General features: G+C 56.9%; 26 protein-coding genes, 2 other RNA genes and 1 pseudogene. 16 read left to right on the top strand and 13 right to left on the bottom strand.

All coding sequences use genetic code 11. The features are described from left to right. Nucleotides 1-41: 41 nt before the first annotated feature. The gene (locus ABLU50_RS02055) at nt 42-338 is read right to left on the bottom strand and encodes a hypothetical protein (protein ID WP_176391523.1); all 297 of its coding nucleotides are present in this window, start codon (nt 336-338) and stop codon (nt 42-44) included. 370 nt (nt 339-708) lie between these two features. Here ABLU50_RS02055 and ABLU50_RS02050 point away from each other — a divergent pair, with 370 nt between their 5' ends. Both ABLU50_RS02050 and ABLU50_RS02045 read left to right on the top strand, forming a co-directional pair. After that, on the top strand, nt 709-921 hold the full coding sequence (locus ABLU50_RS02050) for a biofilm development regulator YmgB/AriR family protein (protein WP_004886058.1): 213 nt from the start codon (nt 709-711) through the stop codon (nt 919-921). Nucleotides 922-1,003: 82 nt separating this feature from the next. Next, the gene (locus ABLU50_RS02045; RefSeq protein WP_087832400.1) at nt 1,004-1,558 is read left to right on the top strand and encodes a helix-turn-helix transcriptional regulator; all 555 of its coding nucleotides are present in this window, start codon (nt 1,004-1,006) and stop codon (nt 1,556-1,558) included. Nucleotides 1,559-1,599: 41 nt separating this feature from the next. On the opposite strand, the gene ABLU50_RS02040 is transcribed toward ABLU50_RS02045, so the two are convergent. After that, nucleotides 1,600-2,334, bottom strand: coding sequence for a MerR family transcriptional regulator (locus ABLU50_RS02040; RefSeq protein ID WP_004886056.1), 735 nt, complete (start codon nt 2,332-2,334; stop codon nt 1,600-1,602). 154 nt (nt 2,335-2,488) lie between these two features. Continuing rightward, nucleotides 2,489-3,700: a diguanylate phosphodiesterase gene (locus tag ABLU50_RS02035; protein WP_060656350.1), complete on the bottom strand. Its 1,212-nt coding sequence runs from the start codon at nt 3,698-3,700 to the stop codon at nt 2,489-2,491. A 330-nt stretch (nt 3,701-4,030) separates the two neighbouring features. Here ABLU50_RS02035 and ycgZ point away from each other — a divergent pair, with 330 nt between their 5' ends. From ycgZ to ABLU50_RS02020, 3 genes are all read left to right on the top strand, one after another. Further along, nucleotides 4,031-4,276, top strand: a complete 246-nt coding sequence (gene ycgZ / locus ABLU50_RS02030; protein ID WP_004151693.1) for a regulatory protein YcgZ — start codon at nt 4,031-4,033, stop codon at nt 4,274-4,276. A 124-nt stretch (nt 4,277-4,400) separates the two neighbouring features. Beyond that, nucleotides 4,401-4,706, top strand: coding sequence for a hypothetical protein (locus tag ABLU50_RS02025; protein ID WP_023320000.1), 306 nt, complete (start codon nt 4,401-4,403; stop codon nt 4,704-4,706). Nucleotides 4,707-4,757: 51 nt separating this feature from the next. Further along, the gene (locus tag ABLU50_RS02020) at nt 4,758-5,024 is read left to right on the top strand and encodes a biofilm development regulator YmgB/AriR family protein (RefSeq protein ID WP_087832401.1); all 267 of its coding nucleotides are present in this window, start codon (nt 4,758-4,760) and stop codon (nt 5,022-5,024) included. 109 nt (nt 5,025-5,133) lie between these two features. Here the strand turns inward: ABLU50_RS02020 and pgl are convergent, their stop codons facing one another. Continuing rightward, nucleotides 5,134-6,129: a 6-phosphogluconolactonase gene (pgl, locus tag ABLU50_RS02015; protein WP_004886043.1), complete on the bottom strand. Its 996-nt coding sequence runs from the start codon at nt 6,127-6,129 to the stop codon at nt 5,134-5,136. Between the two features lie 227 nt (nt 6,130-6,356). Between pgl and ABLU50_RS02010 the strand changes: the two genes are divergently transcribed. Further along, the gene (locus tag ABLU50_RS02010) at nt 6,357-7,175 is read left to right on the top strand and encodes a pyridoxal phosphatase (RefSeq protein ID WP_004886041.1); all 819 of its coding nucleotides are present in this window, start codon (nt 6,357-6,359) and stop codon (nt 7,173-7,175) included. Here ABLU50_RS02010 and modC read toward each other — a convergent pair whose 3' ends face one another. The 4 genes from modC to ABLU50_RS01990 form a co-directional block, all read right to left on the bottom strand. Beyond that, nucleotides 7,176-8,234 carry a molybdenum ABC transporter ATP-binding protein ModC gene (modC, locus tag ABLU50_RS02005; RefSeq protein WP_004886036.1) on the bottom strand — a complete coding sequence of 353 codons (1,059 nt, stop codon included), beginning with the start codon at nt 8,232-8,234 and terminating at the stop codon, nt 7,176-7,178. A 2-nt stretch (nt 8,235-8,236) separates the two neighbouring features. Beyond that, nucleotides 8,237-8,926, bottom strand: coding sequence for a molybdate ABC transporter permease subunit (gene modB / locus ABLU50_RS02000; RefSeq protein WP_004886033.1), 690 nt, complete (start codon nt 8,924-8,926; stop codon nt 8,237-8,239). Next, entirely contained in the window at nt 8,926-9,699 is a 774-nt protein-coding gene (gene modA, locus ABLU50_RS01995) for a molybdate ABC transporter substrate-binding protein (protein ID WP_087832402.1), read from the bottom strand. The genes modB and modA overlap by 1 nt, the downstream gene beginning before the upstream one ends. A 142-nt stretch (nt 9,700-9,841) precedes the next feature. Further along, nucleotides 9,842-9,991 carry an AcrZ family multidrug efflux pump-associated protein gene (locus ABLU50_RS01990; protein ID WP_048294400.1) on the bottom strand — a complete coding sequence of 50 codons (150 nt, stop codon included), beginning with the start codon at nt 9,989-9,991 and terminating at the stop codon, nt 9,842-9,844. A 153-nt stretch (nt 9,992-10,144) separates the two neighbouring features. Between ABLU50_RS01990 and modE the strand changes: the two genes are divergently transcribed. The 7 genes from modE (at nt 10,145) to gpmA (ending at nt 17,986) form a co-directional block, all read left to right on the top strand. After that, nucleotides 10,145-10,933, top strand: a complete 789-nt coding sequence (modE, locus tag ABLU50_RS01985) for a molybdenum-dependent transcriptional regulator (RefSeq protein ID WP_004886029.1) — start codon at nt 10,145-10,147, stop codon at nt 10,931-10,933. Between the two features lie 67 nt (nt 10,934-11,000). Further along, nucleotides 11,001-12,473, top strand: a complete 1,473-nt coding sequence (gene modF, locus ABLU50_RS01980; protein ID WP_087832403.1) for a molybdate ABC transporter ATP-binding protein ModF — start codon at nt 11,001-11,003, stop codon at nt 12,471-12,473. 209 nt (nt 12,474-12,682) lie between these two features. Then, complete coding sequence (gene galE, locus ABLU50_RS01975; protein ID WP_017899610.1) at nt 12,683-13,699, top strand: UDP-glucose 4-epimerase GalE; 1,017 nt, start codon at nt 12,683-12,685, stop codon at nt 13,697-13,699. 9 nt (nt 13,700-13,708) lie between these two features. Continuing rightward, the gene (gene galT, locus ABLU50_RS01970) at nt 13,709-14,755 is read left to right on the top strand and encodes a galactose-1-phosphate uridylyltransferase (protein ID WP_004886023.1); all 1,047 of its coding nucleotides are present in this window, start codon (nt 13,709-13,711) and stop codon (nt 14,753-14,755) included. Nucleotides 14,756-14,757: 2 nt separating this feature from the next. After that, nucleotides 14,758-15,906, top strand: a complete 1,149-nt coding sequence (galK, locus tag ABLU50_RS01965) for a galactokinase (protein WP_087832404.1) — start codon at nt 14,758-14,760, stop codon at nt 15,904-15,906. Continuing rightward, a complete protein-coding gene (gene galM, locus ABLU50_RS01960) occupies nt 15,900-16,943 on the top strand; it encodes a galactose-1-epimerase (RefSeq protein ID WP_049114953.1) in 1,044 nt (347 codons plus the stop codon). The genes galK and galM overlap by 7 nt, the downstream gene beginning before the upstream one ends. Before the next feature lie 290 nt (nt 16,944-17,233). Then, complete coding sequence (gene gpmA / locus ABLU50_RS01955; protein ID WP_002895089.1) at nt 17,234-17,986, top strand: 2,3-diphosphoglycerate-dependent phosphoglycerate mutase; 753 nt, start codon at nt 17,234-17,236, stop codon at nt 17,984-17,986. A 72-nt stretch (nt 17,987-18,058) separates the two neighbouring features. On the opposite strand, the gene aroG is transcribed toward gpmA, so the two are convergent. Further along, nucleotides 18,059-19,111, bottom strand: coding sequence for a 3-deoxy-7-phosphoheptulonate synthase AroG (gene aroG / locus ABLU50_RS01950; protein ID WP_057214035.1), 1,053 nt, complete (start codon nt 19,109-19,111; stop codon nt 18,059-18,061). A 316-nt stretch (nt 19,112-19,427) separates the two neighbouring features. Here aroG and ABLU50_RS01945 point away from each other — a divergent pair, with 316 nt between their 5' ends. Then, complete coding sequence (locus ABLU50_RS01945) at nt 19,428-19,805, top strand: YbgS-like family protein (RefSeq protein ID WP_017899606.1); 378 nt, start codon at nt 19,428-19,430, stop codon at nt 19,803-19,805. A 118-nt stretch (nt 19,806-19,923) separates the two neighbouring features. Then, nucleotides 19,924-20,868, top strand: coding sequence for a CDF family zinc transporter ZitB (gene zitB / locus ABLU50_RS01940; protein WP_004886012.1), 945 nt, complete (start codon nt 19,924-19,926; stop codon nt 20,866-20,868). On the opposite strand, the gene pnuC is transcribed toward zitB, so the two are convergent. Together pnuC and nadA are read right to left on the bottom strand one after the other, a co-directional pair. Then, nucleotides 20,865-21,584 (bottom strand): nicotinamide riboside transporter PnuC, encoded by a 720-nt coding sequence (pnuC, locus tag ABLU50_RS01935; protein ID WP_004151689.1) that lies wholly within the window; start codon nt 21,582-21,584, stop codon nt 20,865-20,867. The two genes, zitB and pnuC, sit on opposite strands and share 4 nt — an antisense overlap. 35 nt (nt 21,585-21,619) lie before the next feature. Next, the gene (nadA, locus tag ABLU50_RS01930) at nt 21,620-22,663 is read right to left on the bottom strand and encodes a quinolinate synthase NadA (RefSeq protein WP_004886008.1); all 1,044 of its coding nucleotides are present in this window, start codon (nt 22,661-22,663) and stop codon (nt 21,620-21,622) included. A 69-nt stretch (nt 22,664-22,732) separates the two neighbouring features. Here nadA and ABLU50_RS01925 point away from each other — a divergent pair. Beyond that, nucleotides 22,733-22,895 (top strand): annotated as a pseudogene (locus ABLU50_RS01925) (hypothetical protein). A 59-nt stretch (nt 22,896-22,954) separates the two neighbouring features. Here the strand turns inward: ABLU50_RS01925 and ABLU50_RS01920 are convergent. Then, a non-coding RNA gene (locus tag ABLU50_RS01920) (RtT sRNA) lies at nt 22,955-23,076 on the bottom strand. Between the two features lie 36 nt (nt 23,077-23,112). Beyond that, nucleotides 23,113-23,234: non-coding RNA, RtT sRNA (locus ABLU50_RS01915), on the bottom strand. Between the last annotated feature and the right edge of the window lie 91 nt (nt 23,235-23,325).

The following is a 23,325-nucleotide window of genomic DNA, read 5'->3' as shown; positions in this document are numbered from 1 at the left end:
GTCTTCAAGGCCTGTCCATGGACAGATAGCTTCTGCCATATTTATCCGTCGGGACAAGGGGAAAAGCCCGACAGGGAAATGGGGGAAAGATAACGATGCCGAACCGCCACATCGTTATTAAAAAGCGTAGCACACCCCTTATCCACCAACAAACTGAGCAAACCGACAACGAAATGACCGATGTGTTTCCCTTTACCTAATTGTGCAAAAAAAAGACAAAACCTCACCTGCTTTTCGTTATGATCAGCGTCCGACGCGGAAGAAAGCCACCTGTCGACGACAGAGTTGCTGTGTACCCCTTCCTGCGTCGGCGCTATTTCATCCAGCACGCCGGTCAAAACATCACCTTCACATTATCGTCAGCCTCTTCCCGCCACTTTTACAAAGGTATCTTGCACAAACCGGATTTTATGTACAAGTAATGCAAACAACAAAATTCTTTAAAATCAATTGATTAATACAAAACACAAAAATAAGTCGTTCCGTTGTACATATAGTCCTGAAAAAAGTTGTACATAGCAGAATCACCGTCTATAGTTTTGGAGTGTTAACTGCTTGTTGCGCAACGAAGCGGGGATGTTTAACGGTGGCGCGGCAAGTCAGGCGGTGGTTCCTGGTTTTGCATTTCCTGTTCGTGACTTAGCGCGTACCAATGGTACGTAGCGACTTTTATTGTCAGTTTGCGTTATACGTGGGAGAGTTCGAGCTATGCATATTAAAAATACCATTCCAGCAGAGTTTGTCTTCAATTCGGCCCTGATGAAGAATATTGAAAATACGCTCATTAAGCAGCACAGAACGATAAATAATGAGCGGATGATTACGGAAATCCAGCATCGCCTGCAAACGGAAAGTAATGAAATACTTTCCGACCTCTATTTGCAGGCGCTGGATATGCTGTCCAGCAAACCTCATCATTAATTAACCCCGCGGAGCTGGCAGCAGGCTCAACCCTGCGGTGCCGGCACGCCTGGGTCTCTATCGGCTAACTGAGGCAAATAAAATGTCACACCATAATACCTGCTATCGTACTGAACATTACGATCTGTGGTCTGATAATCGTTTTCTTCTTTACGGGATGTCGCTGATCCTGAATAGTCTGCCGGCATCTTACTTTCGCAAAAAACATGTTTTCTTTACCAGCGACAATTATTTCGCAGTACTGCAGCACAACTATAACCGTCGGAATACGTTATTTATTCTTTTAACCGAAGGCAACGATCTTAATTTTCTGAGTGAACTGCCTATGCTGCGCTTACCGGCCGATTCAACGCCGGAAGAGTTAAAGATATTTCTGCACCAGCCCACCCGCTACTATAAAACCCACCCGGCGCCGGGCGCCTCGGTGCAGTTTACCGAGCGGGAAAAGAAAGTTATTCAACTTATCAGCAATGGCGAAGCGGTCGCCAGCATTGGCCGGTCGCTGAATCTGCATATTAAAACCATTTATCAGATCCGGCTGAATCTGATTAAAAAGCTCGGCTGTAGCGGTAGGACCGATTTTTTTAATATCAGCCGCAGCGAAACCTTTAAATCCTGGAGCCAGATCCACCTGTAACCCGGCGCGTTAGCCCCGGTCTGCTTTGCGGATCGGGGCGATTAATTATTACCGTGAAAATGGATGCTGAAGCCCTGCTCTTGCCAGTGGCTGAGCAGCTCTTCCTGCAGAGGGGTGGCAGCGCGTCCGGTCCAGACGAAGATATGCTGGCCGGGAAACAGCTCGGGCCGCGGCGACTCCAGCGGTTCAGCGAGGACGTTGACGTGCCAGCCACGCTGGGAAAGACGCCATGCCTCCAGCCACAGACGGGTCCTGTCCTCATTGCTCCAGCCCACCAGCAGCGTCTCCCTGCCGTTCTTCTTACGCGCTTCGGCAAGAAACAGCGCCACGCAGTCAATCAACAGACCATCCAGCATACTGCTAATCACCAGCGAGGTATTCTGATCGAGCTTCAGACGCTGACGTACCGGCACTAACAGGCTGTCGATGAGCGTGTCGACGGGGTGTTGATGGCTTAGTGCCAGTAATTTGGCACGGATTCTGGCAGGCTGCATATAACGCAGAATGGACATCATCTCTTCCTGAAGATGCGCGGATTCGTCGCGCGCCGCCGGCAGGTTATCCTCCAGCAGCGCTTTAACTTTCCCTACTGATACACCGCGCTCTATCCAGCGCTTGATCTCTTCAATGCGCAGGATATCTTCTTCATCAAATTGTCGATGCCCACCTTCGCTACGCTGCGGTTTCAGTAGACCGTAACGACGCTGCCAGGCGCGCAGTGTGACCGGATTGATTCCGCAACGTTCGGCTACCTCACCGATACTGTAAAACGCCATAGCAGCCTCACATCAATCTGATACTTTAATACCTAAACTAACGAATTCAGGCATCCTGTACAACTCTATTTTCTTGTACAGATAAAGATATCAGGTTGTGGCTCACAGCGCTTGGGAAAAAGATGAAAAAATAATTAGCTGATTTCGAGATGGATCATTTTTTCTCTGGCCAGGCGACGGCAGGCAAGCCTCCCAGACGCGCGCTGGCGAACAAATTCCCCTGAAACTGCGAAATACCGGCTGATTCCAGCCACATCCACTCTTCAGCGCGCTCAACGCCGACGGCTGAGACCGCAATCTCCAGTGAAAAACAGCATTTGATAATCGCCTGTACAATCGACTGGCGCGGCCCATCCTGGTGGATATTGCGGATCAGCTCATGGTCGATTTTAATTCTGTCGGGCTGGTATTGCGCCAGCAGTGACAGCCCGGCAAATCCGGCGCCGAAGTGATCAATGGCGAGACTGATGCCCGCCCCCTTTAGCTTTCGCACCGCATCGGTAAAATCATCCATCCGCGAAATCACTTCCCGCTCGGTAAACTCGACAATAATCTGCTCAGGAATAAGATCATTACGCTGAATTTGATCGAGCAGGAAACCTACCGCGTTCGGCGCTTTAACCAGCGTCATCGGCAGTAGATTAATACTTAACGCCTTATTACGTAACCCTAATTTCCCCGCCAGCGACAGCGCCACCCGTTTACTGTGCAGATCGGCGAGATAAATGTCGTCACCGGAAAGCCCGGCAAAATAGGCGCCAGGCGACTGGCCGTCCGGTGCGCGTAACAGCGCTTCCCACGAAATAATTTCGCAGGCGAAAGGGTCGACGATCGGCTGGAAGGCAAAGGACCAGCTTTCATTATTATCACTTATCGGGGTATCAGGATAGAAAGTATTCTGATCGGGGATAAATACCCAGCTGTCAGCGGAAGGAATCTCAAAATAGTTCGCTTTTTCCGTTGATTCGACGAAGGTACGGAAAAATTGCAGTGCCCGGTCGTCATAGGTGAGCTGATATTTTGAGGTCCCGCGGTCCATCACCGTCTGCAGCACTTCCTCGCGATCATGTTCGCGTAAATCAAACAGTTCCATGCCGACATTACCGAAACGGCGGGACGGCGCATAGTCGCACAGAAGCTCCACCAGGTTATAGTGGCGGGGATCGCGGCAAATATGCTGATAAATATCCCGAACCTTTTCTTCAGGCCCCTCAATGAGTTGAAAAAAATGCGTCCCGTTAAAAAGTAAAATACCGGTGACATCCGCCTGCCCATTTCTCTCGTTTGCCCTGGCAACCATGGCCTCGATCGATTTGAATGAGACATTGTCGCAAATATGGCTGCGATAAATGATGGTGGTTAGCATAGTGATTCCAGATGGGAGGGATAAGCATTCACAGTAGCAGTTATCAGGCTAATCGTCTTGTAAAACTAGGTTTTGTCTTAACAAAAAAGATACACTAAAAATCCATGTTTTGTGCAAGGCTTTTGCATTTTTCTTTTCTTGTACAACATGCAACGCTAACCCCTACCTTTACAAACCAGAATCTCGCCAAACACAAAAAAAATTAACTTATTATAAATCAAAATCTTAACATTTTTTGAATCATTTCTGTGCAACTTTGTGTGTACAGGTTAATAATTATTGTATAAGTTTAATGACAGTTAACAGATGAATGAAATGAAAGGAGCACATATGCAGCAGAATGGTTACATTCCAGATACAGCGAACGCAATTGCCCAGTATTTCAACAAAGCATCGTTACCTTCCCAGCAGGAAACGCTGGGTCAGATTGTGATGGATATTCTCAACGAAGGGCGTCATCTCAACCGCAAAGCGCTGTGCACCAAACTGTTGAGCCGCCTCGACCGCGCCCGTGCCCCCGAGGAAGAGAGTCACTATCAGACCTTAATTGGTCTGCTGTTTGCCGGTCAGGAATAACGTCATCGATCGTCGCCTGTTGCACCGCAGTAGCAGATGAGGGGCGATCGCATCCACAAACCTGCTGCTGACCTGAATGCCCGTTCGCAGGTTCAGGGAGAGAGTGGCATGCAGAGAGACGGTTATGAATAGCAGTGAAACTGAGGAAATCACCGATGAGATCATCGGCGAGGCGGTGCTCGCGCTTCTGAAAACGAATCGCCCGATTACCACCCCGACCCTGCTGGTTCGACTTCGGTTGATGCAGGCGACAGAGTCAGACCGACAGCGAAGAAAGGTCATCGCTGCTGTGATCGAAGAAATTTGCGCGAAGCTTGCCCGTCAGCGCAAGCAAGCGCCTTTGCAGGTAAAGAAAATCAATGGCCGTTGGGAAACCCGAGGTTCGCCGACACAAAGCGCCATGGCGCTGGAAGGTAAAAAGATCCACTGAGTCTCCCAACCATGGTGAATAACACAGAGTGAGAATGTGATGAGACAGACTATGCATCAGCAACCCGATATTTACGCAGGACTGCAGGACACCGCGCTCTCCGACTATTTCCGTAACGCCGGTGATAAGCTGGTTGATGAGTCCGCCGTGATGTCGCTGGCCATCAACAGTATTCTCCAGTCCGAGGGTCACCTGAACAATAAGGCCATTATTTTATGGCTGATTCAGGCGCTGGAAAACACCGATGACGTGGTGACCGCTGACGTGATCCGTAAAACGCTGGAGATTGTCGTCGGCTACACCATGGACGATATCTAAGGTTTTCACGCTTCAGGCCCGCCAGGGCAACACCTTCCCTACAGAGCCTGTCCGCTCTGATCAAAAAAACCTCGCTCACGCGAGGTTTTTTCTTTTACCGCCTGACGGATCAGTGAGCGTTGACCACCACCCACATCGGTCCCTGCCCGACCGCATAGCGGCCTTTCTCCTGCAGCAGCCCCTGCTCGCCGGTAATTTCGTACACCGCGATATGGTGCGACTTCTGCCCGGCGGCAATCAGATACTTACCGCTGTGATCGAGATTAAAGCCGCGCGGCTGGGTCTCGGTCGGCTGATAGCCTTCCACCGCCAGCACGCTACCATCTTCCGACACGCTGAACACCGTGATGATGCTGGCGGTACGATCGCAGGCGTACAAATGACGCCCGTCCGGAGTGATATGAATATCCGCCGCCCAGCGCACGCCGGTGAAATCAGGCGGCATCATATCCAGAGTTTGTACACATTCGATGTTGCCATTCGGGTCTTTCAGCTCCCAAACGTCAATTGAGCTGTTCAGCTCATTGACGCAGTAACCATACTGCTGATTCGGATGGAACACCATGTGGCGCGGACCCGCCCCCTCGACGGTGGTGACTTCCGCTGGCTCCTGGGCGGAGAGGAAACCATCTTCGCTGAGGGTAAACAGGCAGATGCGATCCTGCTTCAGCGCCGGCACCCACAGGGTACGGTTGTCCGGGGAGATATTGGCCGAGTGGCAGCCTTCCAGCCCTTCCACCACGGTGATAGTTTCACCCGGCAGGCCATCCTGCAGCGGGGTCACGCTGACGCAGCCCTGATTGTAGGAGGCGCTGAAGACAAAGCGGCCATGATGATCGGTAGAAATGTGGGTCGGGCTGCCCGGCAGCGCCGCTTCCCCCGCAAAGGTCAACGCCCCGTTATCCGGCGTGATGCGATAAGCTAACACGCGAAACTCCGGACGAACGCCAACGTACAGATACTCCTTATTGGGACTGACCACCATCGGCTGGACCTGACCCGGGGCATCAACCACCTGCACCAGCGTCAGTTTGCCGTCCGCTTCAAGACTCCAGACGTGGATTTGTTGGCTTTCCGGGCTGGCGGTATAAACGGTTTGTTTCATGACTACTCCTTCCCTCACTGCACGTGGATTTTTCATTTTCAGGATAACAGCACCCTGAAAATTATAAGACATCCGCCCATGATACTCGCATCGCCGACCGAATTACCGACGGAAGGCGGCACAAAGGGCATACAGACATTCACGGCAGATGTGGAAAAATTGGTCCTGACGCCACGGCGGTGTACCATCATGGCCAGGTACTTTTCAACATCAACCGGAAATAACACATGACAACACGCGTGATTGCCCTGGATTTAGACGGCACCCTGCTTACCAGCAAAAAAACCATCCTGCCCGCTTCGCTGGAAGCGCTGGCTCGCGCCAGAGAGGCGGGCTACCAGGTGATCGTCGTTACCGGACGTCATCACGTCGCTATTCATCCTTTTTATCAGGCACTGGCTCTCGATACACCTGCAATTTGTTGTAATGGCACTTATTTGTATGATTATCACGCAAAAAAGGTTTTGGCGGCCGATCCTATGTCGGTGGAACACGCGGTAAGCCTCACCGCCATGCTCGCCGAACAGCAGATCCACGGTCTGGCCTATGTGGATGACGCGATGCTTTACGAACAGCCCACCGGGCATGTGATCCGCACCCGCAACTGGGCGCAGGCGCTACCGGAGGATCAGCGCCCGGTCTTCAGCCAGGTCGACTCGCTGGCGCAGGCGGTCCGCGAGGTCAAGGCGGTATGGAAATTCGCCCTCACCGACGATGACATTCCCCGTCTGCAGCGCTTTGCGCAGGAGGTCGGCGAGACGCTGGGCCTGGCGTGCGAATGGTCGTGGCACGACCAGGTGGATATTGCCCGCGCCGGCAACAGCAAAGGCAAACGCCTGGCGCAGTGGGTCGCAGACCAGGGGCTGTCGATGCAGAATGTGGTGGCCTTCGGCGATAACTACAACGATCTGAGTATGCTGGAAGCAGCAGGCACCGGGGTGGCGATGGGCAATGCGGTGGACGAGGTCAAAGCCCGCGCCAACGTGGTCATCGGGGACAATGAGTCCGCCAGCATCGCCGAGTTTATCTACCGTCAGCTGCTGTGATCAGGCGGCGATCGACACGCTTTTGATCTGGGCAAACACCTGCTGGCCTGGCGCTATCGCCAGGTCATCCCGCGCCCACGGGCTGATTCGAGCCCACAGAGGATGGCCGCTCACCCTGAGCTGAACCTCGATCTGTCCGTTGACCTCCAGACACTGAACCACCTCGGCGCGCAAGATGTTGCGGATGCTGGTGGCGGACGGCTGGGCCAGCACCAGCGAAACATCCGACGCCTGAATGCGGATCCGCGCGGTATCACCTGCGGGACGTTCGAGCCGGTTGACCCACAGCATTTGATCCCCCAGCGTCAGCGCGGTCATCGCGTACTGCGGATGCTGCGCGGCGATGGTGGCGCTGAGGATCGTACTCTGCTGTTCCGCCGGCAGCCAGGGGTGCATCACGCTGCTGCTCCAGACCTCCTCCAGCGGACCGAAAGCCTTCACCTTACCGGCCTCCAGCACCAGCACGCGATCGGCCAGATGCTGGATCTCGTCCAGCGAGTGGCTGACGTAAAGCATCGGAATATGGATCTCCTGCGCCAGTCGCTGCAAATAGGGCAACAGTTCGCGTTTGCGCGGAATATCCAGCGAGGCCAGCGGCTCGTCCAGCAGCAGCAGCTCCGGCGCGGTCAGCAAAGCGCGGCCGATGGCTACACGCTGCTTTTCGCCGCCGGATAACCGGCCAGGCAGGCGATCCAGCAAGGGAGCGATCCCCAGCAGCTCCACCAGCTTATCGAACTGGCTGACCATGGATTTCGCCATGCCGTACTGTAGATTGCCGCGCACTTTATAGTGGGGAAACAGGCGCGCATCCTGAAAGACATAGCCGATCCGCCGCTGCTCCGGCGCCAAGCAGATACGCTGCGCGGTGTCGTTCAGCACCCTGCCGTTGAGCACGATCCGCCCCGCCTGCGGCCGGGTCAGGCCGCTGATAGCGTTGATCAACGACGTTTTCCCGGCGCCGGAGACGCCAAAGATGGCGGTGATCCCGCTGCTGGGCAGCGTTTCACGGATCTGCAGACAGTGGCTGCCGAGGGTCTGGGTAAAGTCCAGCTCCAGCATCATTATCCTCCTATGCGCTGGCGGCTCACGCGGGCCAGCCATTCTGATATCAAGAGCGAGACCAGCGCCAGGCCGATAGCGATGAGGCACAGACGAGCCGCCGCCCCCTCCCCGCCCGGAGTCTGGATCAGGGTGTACATCGCCGAAGGCAGGGTACGCGTTTCGCCGGGAATATTGGAGACGAAGGTGATGGTCGCGCCAAATTCCCCTAACGAGCGGGCGAAGGCCAGCACCGTGCCAACAATAATTCCCGGCAGAGTCAGCGGCAGCGTAATGGTGAAAAATACCCGCCAGCGGCTGGCCCCGAGGGTTCTCGCCGCCTGCTCCAGTTTGATGTCCACCCCCTCCAGCGCCAGGCGGATGGCGCGCACCATCAGCGGGAAAGACATCACCGCCGCCGCCAGCACCGCCCCGCGCCAGCTGAAGGCAAAGCTGATGCCGAACCAGTCATACAGCCAGCTGCCAATAAACCCGCGCCGCCCCATGGCCACCAGCAGCAGATATCCCACCACCACCGGCGGCAGCACCAGCGGCAGATGGAGAAGGCTGTCGAGCAGCGCCTTGCCGGGGAAGGTGCGCCTGACCAGCAGCCAGGAAAAAAAGATGCCAAAGGGCAGGCTCAAGGCCACCGCCAGGGAGGAGACTTTCAGGCTCAGCAGCACCGCCTGCCATTCGGGTTCGCTCAGAAACATCAGCGGGTGGTAAATCCGTAACGTTGGAAAATCGCGGACGCTTCAGGCCCTTTCAGGTAGTCATAGAAAGCGCTCACGGCCGCATTGCGGTGGCCATCGACAATCGCCAGCGGGTATTCGACTTTCTGATGCGACGCCTCCGGGAAGGTGCCCACCACTTTCACCCCTTTGCTGGCCACGGCATCCGATCCGTAGACGATGCCCAACGGCGCTTCGCTACGCTCCACCAGCGCCAGCGCGCCGCGCACGTCTTCCGCCGGCGCAAGCTTCGGCGACAGGGTCTCCCAGGCGCCCAGTTTCTGCAGCGCTTCTTTGGCGTAGATCCCTGCCGGAACGTGCTGCGGATCGCCCACCGCCAGACGGCCCCCTTTCAGCAGGCTGGTCCAGTCGGTTTTCTCATCAATGGTAATCGCACCCTGCGCGCTGGCTTTCGGCGCCACCACCATCAGGCTGTTGCCAAGCAGGGTGGCGCGGGTCGCCGGATCGATGGCCTTTTTGTCAGCCGCGTAGTCCATCCACTTTTGATCGGCGGAGATAAACAGATCCGCCGGGGCACCTGCTTCAATCTGCCGCGCCAGCGTCGACGACGAGGCAAACGACGAGACGACCTCGACGTTTTTCTCTTTCTTATACGCCTGGGCGATATCCTGCATCGCGTTGGTTAACGATGCGGCGGCGAAAACGGTCACTTTCCCCTCGGCCGCCAGCGCCTGACCCGCGACGCACAGCGTGAGTGATACCCCGACAACCCCGCGTAACCAAGAACCTGTCATCTGAATCTCCTGTCAATGCGTTATGTATTCGACAATATAACGATATGCAGAGCATTTTTATAGTGACACAGGACAATAAAACGAAGGGAAATGATACAGGAGGGAAATAGCACAGCGCCCGGTTAAACCGGGCGCCGGGAAATCAATGATTTTGCTGGCTGCGATCTTTGTGGCCGACAGCGGAGAAGAGGTTGAACACTTCGCCAAGACCGTAAATCAATCCCAGGATGACCGCCATCACCACCGGTACCATGATGACCGCAAAAACCAGACTTTTCAAAAGCTCTAACATGGTTCACTCCAGATAGTATGATTTGCTGATTGTAACGGTTTCAGCCGAAAAAACACGCCCCATTTGTGCGGTGGGTAATGACAAAACCGCGCACAGAGGTTTTGCAACTGGGTGACTATCGGTCACAATACGCTTTTTTGTCAGGAAACGATTATGCAGGCTGAAATTCTTCTCACCCTTAAGCTACAGCAGCGCCTGTTTGCCGACCCCCGGCGGATCGCCCTGCTCAAACAGATTGACCAGACCGGCTCGATAAGCCAGGGGGCGAAGCACGCGGGCATCAGCTATAAAAGCGCGTGGGATGCCATCAACGAGATGAACCAGCTCAGCGAACAGCCGCTGGTGGATCGCGCCACCGGCGGCAAAGGCGGCGGCGGCGCGGTGCTGACCCGCTACGGGCAGCGTCTGATCCAACTGTACGATCTGCTGGCGCAGATCCAGCAGAAAGCGTTTGATGTCCTCAGCGATGACGACGCCCTGCCACTGGACAGCCTGTTGGCGGCCATCTCGCGCTTTTCCCTGCAGACCAGCGCCCGCAACCAGTGGTTCGGCACCATTACCGGCCGCGATCGCCAGCAGGTGCAGCAGCACGTTGAGGTGCTGCTGGCCGACGGTCAGACCCGCCTGAACGTCGCCATTACCGCCCAGAGCGCTGAAAAGCTGGGGCTCGATGAGGGCCAGGAGGTGCTGGTTCTGTTGAAAGCGCCCTGGGTCGGCATCACCCTCGACCCGGCGGTGGCCCGCCAGGCCGAAAACCAGCTGTCGGGTCGTATCAGCCATATCGAATGCGGCTCCGGGCAGTGCGAAGTGCTGATGACGCTGGCCGACGGTCAGACCCTGTGCGCCACTCTGCCACAGGCGCAGACGTCTGGCCTGACGGAAGGGACGGAGGCGATCGCTTACTTCAACGCCGATCGCATCATTCTCGCTACGTTATGCTGACCCCATTGACATTGCGCGCCTGAAGTCGTATCCCTGATGCACATCGCTGCAAAAAATGGGATACATCATGTCATCATTGCAAATTTCGCAAGGCACGTTTCGCCTGAGCGATACAAAAACCTTAAAAATAGACCACCTGAGCGTGGCGGCGGGTGAAAGCTGGGCGTTCGTCGGCAGCAACGGCAGCGGCAAATCCGCCCTCGCGCGAGCCCTGGCCGGCGACCTGACCCTGCTCAGCGGTCAGCGCGAAAGCCACTTCTCCCGAGTAACACGCCTCTCCTTCGAACAGCTGCAGAAGCTGGTCAGCGACGAGTGGCAGCGCAATAACACCGACCTGCTCAGCCCCGGAGAAGAAGATACCGGCCGCACCACTGCGGAGATTATTCAGGACGAGGTGAAAGATCCTGCCCGCTGCGCGCAGCTTGCCGAACAGTTTGCCATCAGCGCCCTGTTGGACCGCCGCTTTAAGTATCTGTCCACTGGCGAAACGCGTAAGACCCTGCTGTGCCAGGCCCTGATGAGCGATCCGCAACTGCTGATCCTCGACGAGCCTTTCGACGGCCTCGACGTCAACTCCCGCCAGCAGTTGGCCGCGCTGCTGGCCGACCTGCATCGCGCCGGCCTCACCCTGGTGCTGGTGCTCAACCGCTTCGATGAGATCCCGGAGTTTGTGCAATACGCCGGCGTGCTGGCTGATTGCCTCCTCAGCGAGACCGGCGAGAAGCGCGCTCTTCTGCAGCAGGCGCTGGTCGCTCAGCTGGCGCACAGTGAAAAACTGGACGGCATCACCTTGCCTGAGCCAGATGTACCACCAGCCCGTCATGCGCTGGCAGACTCGGCGCCGCGTATCGTGCTCAATGACGGCGTGGTCTCCTACAACGATCGTCCGGTCATCAACCATCTCTCATGGACCGTGAGCCCGGGCGAACACTGGCAGATCGTCGGCCCCAACGGCGCCGGTAAATCCACGCTGCTGAGCCTTATCACCGGCGATCATCCGCAGGGCTACAGCAACAATCTCACCATCTTTGGCCGCCGCCGCGGCAGCGGCGAGACCATCTGGGATATTAAAAAGCATATCGGCTACGTCAGCAGCAGCCTGCATCTGGACTACCGGGTCAGCACCAACGTCCGCAACGTTATTCTGTCGGGCTATTTTGACTCGATCGGCATTTATCAGGCGGTGTCCGATAAACAGCATAAGCTGGTGCAGCAATGGCTGGATATTCTCGGCATCGATAAGCGCACCGCCGACGCGCCGTTTCACAGCCTGTCGTGGGGCCAGCAGCGGCTGGCGCTTATCGTTCGCGCGCTGGTCAAGCATCCAACCCTGCTGATCCTCGATGAACCTCTGCAGGGGCTGGATCCCCTCAATCGCCAGCTGGTACGCCGCTTTGTCGACGTCCTGATTGGCGAAGGCGCCACGCAGCTGCTGTTTGTCTCGCACCATGCGGAAGATGCCCCGGACTGTATTACCCATCGCCTGGCATTCGTTCCCAGTGGAGACGGTTACACTTATCAGCTCGGCCCCGTGGCCTGACGCCTCCTGCCGGGGATCGAAAGATCCCTGGTATTTTTCAGAAAAATAGCGCCAACCTCATATAACCAATTGTATATAAAACAAAATAAATTAAATGATGTCGTTTCACCCTCAAGTGTAAACGATTCCACTAACTTGTTCTGTGTCACACTTTTCACTTCTTTGATATGCTATCTTCCTCATACACGATAAGCCGAATGGAGCGAATCATGAAAGTTCTGGTTACAGGTGGTAGCGGTTACATTGGAAGTCATACCTGCGTTCAACTGCTGCTGCAGGGGCATGAGGTGGTGATCCTCGACAATCTCTGCAACAGCAAGCGCAGCGTACTGCCGGTGATTGAGCGTCTCGGCGGCAAAAAAGCCACCTTTATTGAAGGCGATATTCGTAATGAAGCGCTGATGACCGAGATCCTCCACGACCACGCCATTGAAGCGGTGATCCACTTCGCCGGGCTGAAGGCCGTCGGGGAGTCCGTCGCCAAACCGCTGGAATATTACGACAATAACGTCACCGGCACACTGAAATTAGTCTCCGCCATGCGCGCCGCGGGCGTGAAGAACTTCATCTTTAGCTCCTCCGCCACCGTCTACGGCGACCAGCCGAAAATCCCGTATGTCGAAAGCTTCCCGACCGGCACCCCGCAAAGCCCTTACGGCAAAAGCAAACTGATGGTGGAGCAGATCCTGACCGACCTGCAGAAAGCCCAGCCGGAGTGGAGCATTGCCCTGCTGCGCTACTTCAACCCGGTCGGCGCCCACCCGTCGGGCGACATGGGTGAAGACCCGCAGGGGATCCCGAATAACCTGATGCCCTACATCGCCCAGGTCGCCGTTGGCCGTCGTGAATCGCTGGCCGTGTTTGGTAACGACTACCCGACCGAAGATGGCACCGGCGTGCGCGATTATATCCACGTGATGGACCTCGCTGACGGTCACGTCGCGGCCATGGAAAAACTGGCTGACAAAGCCGGGGTCCATATCTACAACCTTGGCGCCGGCGTCGGCAGCAGCGTGCTCGACGTGGTCAATGCTTTCAGCAAGGCCTGCGGCAAACCGATTAACTACCATTTCGCGCCGCGCCGCGATGGCGACCTCCCGGCCTACTGGGCGGATGCCGCCAAGGCCGACCGCGAGCTGAACTGGCGCGTGACGCGCAACCTGGACGAAATGGCGCAGGACACCTGGCACTGGCAGTCCCGCCATCCGCAGGGTTATCCAGACTAAGGAACCTTCATGAGCGTATTTAACCCCGTTGACCATCCGCATCGTCGTTATAACCCGTTAACCGGGCAGTGGATTCTGGTTTCTCCGCATCGCGCCAAGCGCCCCTGGCAGGGGGCGCAGGAAACGCCGGCAAAACAGACCTTGCCGGCCCACGATCCGGACTGTTTCCTGTGCCCGGGCAACACCCGGGTCACTGGCGACACCAACCCGAATTACACCGGTACCTACGTGTTTACCAACGACTTTGCGGCCCTGATGACCGACACCCCGGACGCCCCGGAGAGTGACGATCCGCTGATGCGCTGCCAGAGCGCGCGCGGCACCAGTCGGGTGATCTGCTTCTCGCCAGACCACAGCAAAACGCTGCCGGAGCTGAGCCTTGAAGCGCTGGAAGGCGTGGTTAAAGCGTGGCAGGAACAGACCGCGGACCTTGGAAAAAGCTATCCGTGGGTACAGGTCTTTGAAAATAAAGGGGCAGCGATGGGCTGCTCCAACCCGCACCCGCACGGTCAGGTGTGGGCCAACAGCTTCCTGCCCAATGAAGCGGAACGGGAAGACCGTCTGCAGAAAGAATATTACGCCAGCCAGGGCCAGCCAATGCTGCTGGACTATGCCCGGCGCGAACTGGCCGACGGCAGCCGCACCGTGGTCGACACCGAGCACTGGCTGGCGGTCGTGCCCTACTGGGCCGCGTGGCCGTTTGAAACGCTGCTGCTGCCGAAAGCGCCCGTGCAGCGTATTACCGATTTAACCGACGCCCAGCGCAGCGATCTGGCGCTGGCGTTGAAAAAGCTGACCAGCCGTTACGACAACCTGTTCCAGTGCTCATTCCCCTACTCCATGGGCTGGCACGGCGCGCCGTTTAACGATGAAAACCATAACCACTGGCAGCTCCACGCCCACTTTTATCCGCCGCTGCTGCGATCCGCGACGGTCCGCAAGTTTATGGTTGGCTACGAAATGCTGGCCGAAACCCAGCGCGATCTGACCGCCGAGCAAGCTGCCGAACGACTGCGCGCCGTCAGCGACGTCCATTTTCGTGAATCCGGAGTGTAATGATGAGTCTGAAAGAGAAAACCCAAACCCTGTTTGCTGAGGCCTTCGGTTACCCGGCCAGCCATGTCATTCAGGCGCCAGGCCGCGTCAACCTGATCGGCGAGCATACCGATTACAACGACGGCTTTGTGCTGCCCTGCGCTATCGACTACCAGACGGTGATCAGCTGTGCGCCGCGCGACGATCGTACCGTGCGGGTGATTGCCGCCGATTACGACAATCAGAGCGATGAATTCTCTCTCGACGCGCCGATTATCAGCCACGACACCCAGCAGTGGTCGAACTATGTCCGCGGCGTGGTGAAGCATCTGCAGCAGCGGAACAGCCACTTCGGCGGCGCGGATCTGGTGATCAGCGGCAATGTGCCGCAGGGCGCGGGGTTAAGCTCCTCAGCCTCGCTGGAAGTCGCCGTCGGCACTGTGTTCCAGCAGCTCTATCATCTGCCGCTGGATGGCGCGCAAATCGCCCTCAACGGCCAGGAAGCGGAAAACCAGTTCGTCGGCTGCAACTGCGGCATCATGGATCAGCTGATTTCGGCGCTGGGCAAAAAAGACCATGCGCTGCTGATCGACTGCCGTTCTCTGGGCACCAAAGCCGTCTCGATGCCGAAAGGCGTGGCGGTGGTGATCATCAACAGCAACTTTAAGCGCACCCTCGTCGGCAGCGAGTACAACACCCGTCGTGAACAGTGCGAGACCGGCGCGCGCTTCTTCCAGCAGCCCGCTCTGCGCGATGTCACCCTTGAGCAATTCAACGCCGTCGCCCATGAGCTGGATCCGGTGGTCGCGAAGCGGGTACGCCATGTGCTGACGGAGAATGCCCGCACCGTGGAAGCCGCCAGCGCCCTCGAAAAAGGCGACCTGAAGCGGATGGGTGAGCTGATGGCCGAATCCCATGCCTCGATGCGCGATGATTTCGAGATTACCGTCCCGCAGATCGACACTCTGGTGGAGATCGTTAAGGCCGCGATCGGTGATAAAGGCGGCGTACGCATGACCGGCGGCGGCTTTGGCGGCTGCGTGGTAGCGCTGGTCCCGGAAGATCTGGTCGATACCGTTCAGCAGGCCGTTGCTAAAACGTATGAAGCGAAAACCGGTATTAAAGAGACATTCTATGTCTGCAAACCGTCACAGGGGGCTGGCCAATGGTAACGCAAACCACCGCGCTGGCGCCGGACGGCCAGCCATGGCAGCAGGTAACCCTGCGCAATAAGGCGGGGATGACCGTCACCGTGGCGGACTGGGGCGCGACGCTGCTCAGCGCCGAGGTGCCGCTGGCCGATGGCAACCTGCGCCGCCCGCTGCTGGGCTGCGCCAGGCTGGAAGACTATACCCGCCAGGCCGCGTTTCTTGGCGCCTCGGTAGGCCGCTACGCCAACCGCATCGGCAATAGCCGCTTCCCGCTTGACGGCCAGCTCGTCAACGTTACGCCTTCAAACGACGCGGGCCACCAGCTCCACGGCGGCCCCGAAGGGTTTGATAAACGTCGCTGGCGCATCGTCCGCGCCGACGAGCAGGAAGTGCTCTTCGCCCTGACCTCGCCAGATGGCGATCAAGGCTTTCCCGGCACGCTGCAGGCTACCGCGCACTATCGTCTGACCGACGATAACCGCATCGCGATTACCTATCGCGCCACCGTGGATAAACCCTGCCCGGTGAACATGACCAATCACGTCTATTTCAACCTCGACGGTGAACAGCGCGACGTGCGCCAGCACCAGCTGCAGATCCTCGCCCAGAGGTATCTGCCGGTGGAAAGCGACGGTATCCCGGGTGGTGAACTCAAAGATGTTGCTAACACCAGCTTTGATTTCCGCCAGCCGAAAACCATCGCCGCCGACTTCCTCGCCGACGCCGATCAGCAAAAGGTGAAGGGATACGATCATGCCTTCCTGCTGGACGCCGGAGGCGACGCCAGCCAGCCTGCGGCGCAGGTCTGGTCGCAGGACGGTAAGCTGCAGATGACGGTCTATACCTCCGCTCCGGCGCTGCAGTTTTACTCCGGCAACTATCTCGGCGGCACCCCGTCGCAGACGACAGAGCCCTACGCCGACTGGCAGGGGCTGGCGCTGGAAAGCGAATTCCTCCCGGATTCGCCGAATCATCCGGAATGGCCGCAGCCGGACTGTGTGTTACGTCCGGGCCAGGAGTACGTCAGCCTGACGGAATATCAGTTTATCGCCCGATAATCGCCAGCGCCCTCCGCCGGGGGCGCTGCTTTTCGTCCCCGCCCTCCTCTCTGGCGCCTCTTTTTTCAGCAACCTGCTCTATTTTCCGTCACCAAAGGGCAAAAAAATAACCTGTGTTTTACAAGCACCTTACACTGAGCCACTATTTTCGCTATGGTTAGGGATAAGCATTGCCGTGAGCCAAATCACGGCAATATAATGAGAATAGTTATCAATCAATAACACATACACCAACATATTCAGCGCACCGTTCGCGGCGCGAGGGATGGCGTGTAGAGAGGAGTAAGAGAATGGCTGTAACTAAGCTGGTACTGGTTCGTCATGGCGAAAGCCAGTGGAACAACGAAAACCGCTTCACCGGTTGGTACGACGTTGATCTGTCCGAGAAAGGCGTTAGCGAAGCGAAAGCGGCAGGTAAACTGCTGAAGGCTGAAGGCTTCAGCTTTGATTTTGCTTATACCTCCGTGCTGAAACGTGCCATCCACACCCTGTGGAACGTGCTGGACGAACTGGATCAGGCCTGGCTGCCGGTTGAGAAATCCTGGAAGCTGAACGAGCGTCATTACGGCGCGCTGCAGGGCCTGAACAAAGCGGAAACCGCTGAGAAATACGGTGACGAGCAGGTTAAACAGTGGCGTCGCGGCTTCGCTGTCACTCCGCCGGAGCTGACCAAAGACGACGAGCGCTACCCGGGCCACGATCCGCGCTATGCAAAACTGACCGACGCCGAACTGCCGACCACTGAAAGCCTGGCGCTGACCATCGACCGCGTCGTGCCTTACTGGAACGAAACCATTCTGCCGCGCCTGAAAAGCGGTGAGCGCGTGATCATCGCCGCTCACGGTAACTCCCTGCGCGCGCTGGTGAAATACCTCGACAACATGGGCGAAGACGAGATCCTCGAACTGAACATCCCGACCGGCGTACCGCTGGTGTATGAGTTCGATGAAAACTTCAAGCCGATCAAACATTACTATCTGGGCAATGCGGAAGAGATCGCGGCGAAAGCGGCTGCCGTCGCCAACCAGGGTAAAGCGAAGTAATTTCCCCGGTCAAAACAAAAAAGCGTGGAAATCTCCACGCTTTTTTTATGACCTGCGCTAACGCAGAGTAGCTTAGCCGCGGCGGGTTTTCACTGCTTCCGCCAGCTGACGCAGGATCGTGTCGGTATCCTCCCAGCCGATGCAGGCGTCGGTGACGCTCTTGCCGTAGGTCAGCGGTTCACCGCTCTCGAGGCTCTGGTTGCCTTCCACCAGATGGCTTTCAATCATCACGCCCATAATGGCGCGCTCGCCGCCGGCAATCTGCTGGCATACGTCGGCGCCCACTTCCATCTGCTTCTTGAACTGCTTGCTGGAGTTGGCATGGCTGAAGTCGATCATCACCTGGGCCGGAAGACCCGCTTTCGCCAGGCCGATTTTCACTTCCGCCACGTGCTTCGCGCTGTAGTTCGGCTCTTTGCCGCCGCGCAGAATAATATGGCAGTCCCCGTTGCCGCTGGTATTCACGATGGCGGAGTGGCCCCACTTGGTGACCGACAGGAAACAGTGCGGCGCGCCGGCGGCGTTAATCGCGTCGATAGCCACCTTGATGGTGCCATCGGTACCATTCTTAAAGCCCACCGGGCAGGAGAGCCCCGAGGCGAGCTCGCGGTGAACCTGAGATTCGGTGGTACGCGCCCCAATGGCGCCCCAGCTCATCAGATCGGCGACATACTGCGGGGTGATCATATCGAGGAATTCCCCCGCCGCCGGCAGACCGCTGTCGTTAATGTCCAGCAGCAGTTTGCGCGCAATGCGCAACCCGTCGTTGATGCGGAAGCTGTTATCCATATGGGGATCGTTGATAAGCCCTTTCCAGCCGACGGTGGTGCGCGGTTTCTCAAAATAGACGCGCATGACGATCTCGAGCTCGCCCTTCAACGCCTCGCGCAGGGTCAGCAGACGGGAAGCGTACTCTTTCGCCGCCGCCGGGTCGTGAATAGAACAAGGCCCAATCACCACCAGCAGGCGGTCATCATCGCCTTTGAGGATCTGGTGGATCGCTTTGCGAGCATGTGCAACGGTGTTTGCAGCATTTTCGGTAGCAGGGAATTTTTCCAGGAGCGCAACGGGAGGTAATAATTCGTTGATCTCTTTAATGCGTAAATCGTCGTTCTGATAATTCATCTTCTTTCCAGCGTTGCCATACTTATTCAATGAAATGCAATCCCTCCAATCTATCTCTTCGCTGAAATAGTGTAAACGTGATTTTACAGTAGTGATGGAATAATCCTGGAAATAGGCAAAAATACGCCATAAAGTAGCGAAAGCAGGCTCATGAACTACAATATTTAACTGTTAAAGCTAATTAAGTCTTACGTTTCAGGATTATATAGTGACACTGCGATCGTCTGCGGAGTCTTAAACCATAGCGAGTCAGATCCCTGGCACACTTACCGCTGGAGGCGTTTTTTACCGCTTCCCGACCCAACAGGAGTATCCGATGAATATGAAAAAACTGACGACCCTTTTGCTCACCGCCACCTTAAGTCTTGCCAGCGGCGCGGCCCTGGCGGCAGACACCGGCGCCCAGTCCAACAATGGCCAGGCCAACTCTTCCGCTGATGCCGGCCAGGTGGCGCCGGATGCCCGTGAAAACGTGGCGCCGAATAACGTGGATAATAGCCAAATTAACTCTGGCTCTGGCGGCACCATGCTTCATCCTGACGGCTCGACGATGAGCCAGGACAATATGTCGAGCGATGAGGTACATAAAAACTCGATGTGTAAAGACGGCCGCTGTCCGGATACCGGTAAGAAACTGGACAACGGCGACAGCATGAACCATGACAACAGCAAAACCGACGGTACAACCCAGTAATTGATGCGGTGAGTGCAAACAGAGAAAAGGCGAGCTGGGCTCGCCTTTTCTCTGTTTGTTATCGTTCTCTGTTTATGCTGTCATAGCGTGATAATGATAACTATCAAGGGACGACACCATGGCGCACTCGCATTCGCACTCCCCTGCCCAGGCTCCGGATAACGGCAACGCCCGCCGGCTGCTTTGGGCGTTCATCGTCACCGCCGGTTTTATGCTGATAGAAGCCATCGGCGGCGCGATCTCCGGCTCGCTGGCCCTGCTGGCGGATGCCGGCCATATGCTCACCGACTCCGCCGCCCTGCTGTTTGCGCTGCTGGCGGTTCGCTTCGCCAGCCGTCCCCCGAACGCCCGCCATACTTTTGGCTGGCTGCGTTTGACCACCCTGGCGGCGTTTCTCAATGCCATTGCTCTGGTGGTGATCACCATGCTGATTGTCTGGGAGGCCATTCAGCGCTTCCAGCATCCGCAGCCGGTCGCCGGGGTGACGATGATGGTGATTGCGGTCGCTGGCCTGCTGGCCAACGTGCTGGCTTTCTGGATCCTGCATCGTGGCAGCGAAGAGCGGAATCTCAACGTGCGCGCCGCGGCGCTACACGTGCTCGGCGATCTGCTGGGTTCGGTTGGCGCGATTGTGGCCGCCGTGGTGATCCTCACCACCGGCTGGACGCCTGTCGACCCGATCCTTTCCGTGCTGGTTTCCTGCCTGGTGCTACGTAGCGCATGGCGGCTGCTGAAGGAGAGTCTGAATGAGCTGCTGGAAGGCGCACCGCGTTCGCTGGATGTGGCGGCCCTGCAGCGGGATATCCGCCGCTCTATCCCGGAGGTGCGCGATGTTCACCACGTCCACGTCTGGCTGGTGGGGGAAAAACCGGTGATGACGCTCCATGTTCAGGTTGTCCCGCCGCACGATCATGATGCGTTACTCAACCGTATCCTGCATTTCCTTGAACATAAATATGAAATTGAGCATGCCACGGTGCAGATGGAATACCAGCCCTGCAGCGGCCCGGAGTGCCATCTCAACACGATGCACGCCGGGCACGATCATCACCACCATCATTAGCCAGAAAACGCGTGAGAACCTCGCTCACGCGCGCTGTTTATCCACATTCGGCTGCCGTTCAGCGCAATGAACGTCAGCAAGAGATATTCCAGCGACATAGCATAGACGCCCTGACGGGCAAAAATCACCACGCTTATGACGTTGACGATGACCCACAGCAGCCAGTTCTCAACGTATTTGCGGGTCATTAAGATCATCGCCACTACCGACAGCACCGTCATACAGGAGTCCCAGAACGGGAAGGCATCCGGCTGCAGTTCCGGCATCGTGACCTGCAAACCAAGCGCTTGCATCAGGCTGACCGCGATTCGCGTCAGGAAGGCAAAAAACGGATTGATAAACAGGGTCAGCAAGCCAATTGCCACCACGCAGGCCGCCAGCCAGCCCAGGGCTTTACTGCGTGGTAGCCAGCGGATCTGCAGCTCGGCCTCATGATTGCTGCTTTGCCGCGACCAGGCATACCAGCCGTAAACGTTAGCGGCAAAGAAGAACAGCTGCAGCAACAGGCTGGCGTACAGCTGGATCTGAAAGAAGATGATGGCGAACAGCGTGACGTTGACCAGACCGAATGCATAGTTGCTGATCTTCTCCAGGCTCGCCAGCCAGATACACAGCAGCCCGGCGATGGTCCCCACGGCCTCTATCCAGGAGAGATCGTACCCCCCGGCGCCGATGGGTATATGTACTAAAATATTCTGCGTGCTAAAAAAATCCATTTTATCCTCTCAGCGCCAGATGACGCGGCAATAGGTTATCCCCGTAGTGTAGCCGCAAAATCCAGCATCCGGTTAAGGGGAATTAATGCGCCGGTCCGCAGCGCTTCGTCGACGTGGATTTCATGCTCAGCGCCGCCCTGCTCGAGCCCCTCGGCAATGGCTTTCAGGCCGTTCATCGCCATCCACGGGCAGTGCGCGCAGCTGCGGCAGGTCGCCCCTTCACCAGCGGTGGGCGCTTCCAGCAGCGTTTTCTCCGGCACCGCCTGCTGCATTTTATAAAAGATACCGCGATCGGTCGCCACGATCAGCTGGCGCTGGGGCAGGCTTTTCGCCGCCGCAATCAGCTGGCTGGTGGAACCTACGGCATCGGCCATCTCGACGATTGCCTGCGGCGACTCGGGATGGACCAGTACAGCAGCTTCAGGATAGAGGGCCTTCATCCGCATCAACGCCTGAGTTTTAAACTCGTCGTGCACGATGCACGCCCCCTGCCAGCAAAGCACGTCTGCGCCGGTCTGACGCTGAACGTAGCGGCCAAGATGGCGGTCCGGCGCCCAGAGGATCTTTTGACCAAGACTATCCAGATGGTCAATGAGTTCTACGGCGATGCTGGAGGTCACCACCCAGTCGGCGCGAGCCTTCACCGCGGCGGACGTATTGGCATAGACCACCACCGTGCGGTCAGGATGGGCGTCGCAAAAGGCGTTGAATTCCTCAATCGGACAGCCCAGATCCAGCGAACACTCGGCGTTCAGGGTCGGCATCAGAATGGTCTTTTCCGGGCTAAGGATTTTGGCGGTTTCCCCCATAAAACGCACCCCGGCGACCAGCAGCGTGGAGGCCGAATGGCGGGCGCCAAAGCGCGCCATCTCCAGCGAGTCGGCGATACAGCCGCCGGTTTCTTCCGCCAGTTGTTGAATTTCAGGATCGGTGTAGTAATGCGCCACCATCACGGCGTCGCGCTCGCGCAGCAGGCGCTTGATTTTTTCGCGATAAAACTGCTTTTCGTCGACGGTCAGCGGCTGCGGTTTCGGTGGGAAGGGATAAATCGCCGTTTCAGGATCAAACATTACGCTCATCATGCAATCTCGTTTTACTGGCTTAACTCTAAGACCGTCACTATGGCCTGTCTGCGCCTTAACACGGTCATGGTGTTTTATATGCTAAACAAGATAGCGGATTACGAGCAAAAAGTCGTGATGAATTTTGTACATGAGCACCTATTCCCCGGGGACGATGCTACGCATCTTCCCGGGCTACCGGTTCGTGCCTTATGGCGTCACGGTAAGCGGCGGCAGGGGGTCATGCTGAAGTAGGATTGTGGAGAATGACGCATAGCAAAAAGGCGCCTTTAGGGCGCCTTTTTACATTGGTGGGTCGTGCAGGATGACTCGGCTTCGCCTCGCCCTTCGGGCCGTCGCCGCAAGCGGCTCCGTTGTCTCACTACGTGAGACCCGAACCTGCCGCAGGTTCGAATCGTTGAGTTCAACGCATAGCAAAAAGGCGCCTTTAGGGCGCCTTTTTACATTGGTGGGTCGTGCAGGATGACTCGGCTTCGCCTCGCCCTTCGGGCCGTCGCCGCAAGCGGCTCCGTTGTCTCACTACGTGAGACCCGAACCTGCCGCAGGTTCGAATCGTTGAGTTCAACGCATAGCAAAAAGGCGCCTTTAGGGCGCCTTTTTACATTGGTGGGTCGTGCAGGATTCGAACCTGCGACCAATTGATTAAAAGTCAACTGCTC

The sequence above is a fragment of the Klebsiella sp. GG_Kp173 genome, from assembly GCF_040062415.1.
Lineage (GTDB): Bacteria > Pseudomonadota > Gammaproteobacteria > Enterobacterales > Enterobacteriaceae > Klebsiella > Klebsiella quasipneumoniae.
Note: the sequence above shows the minus strand (reverse complement) of the source record. Positions and strands in the feature narration are given on the sequence as shown.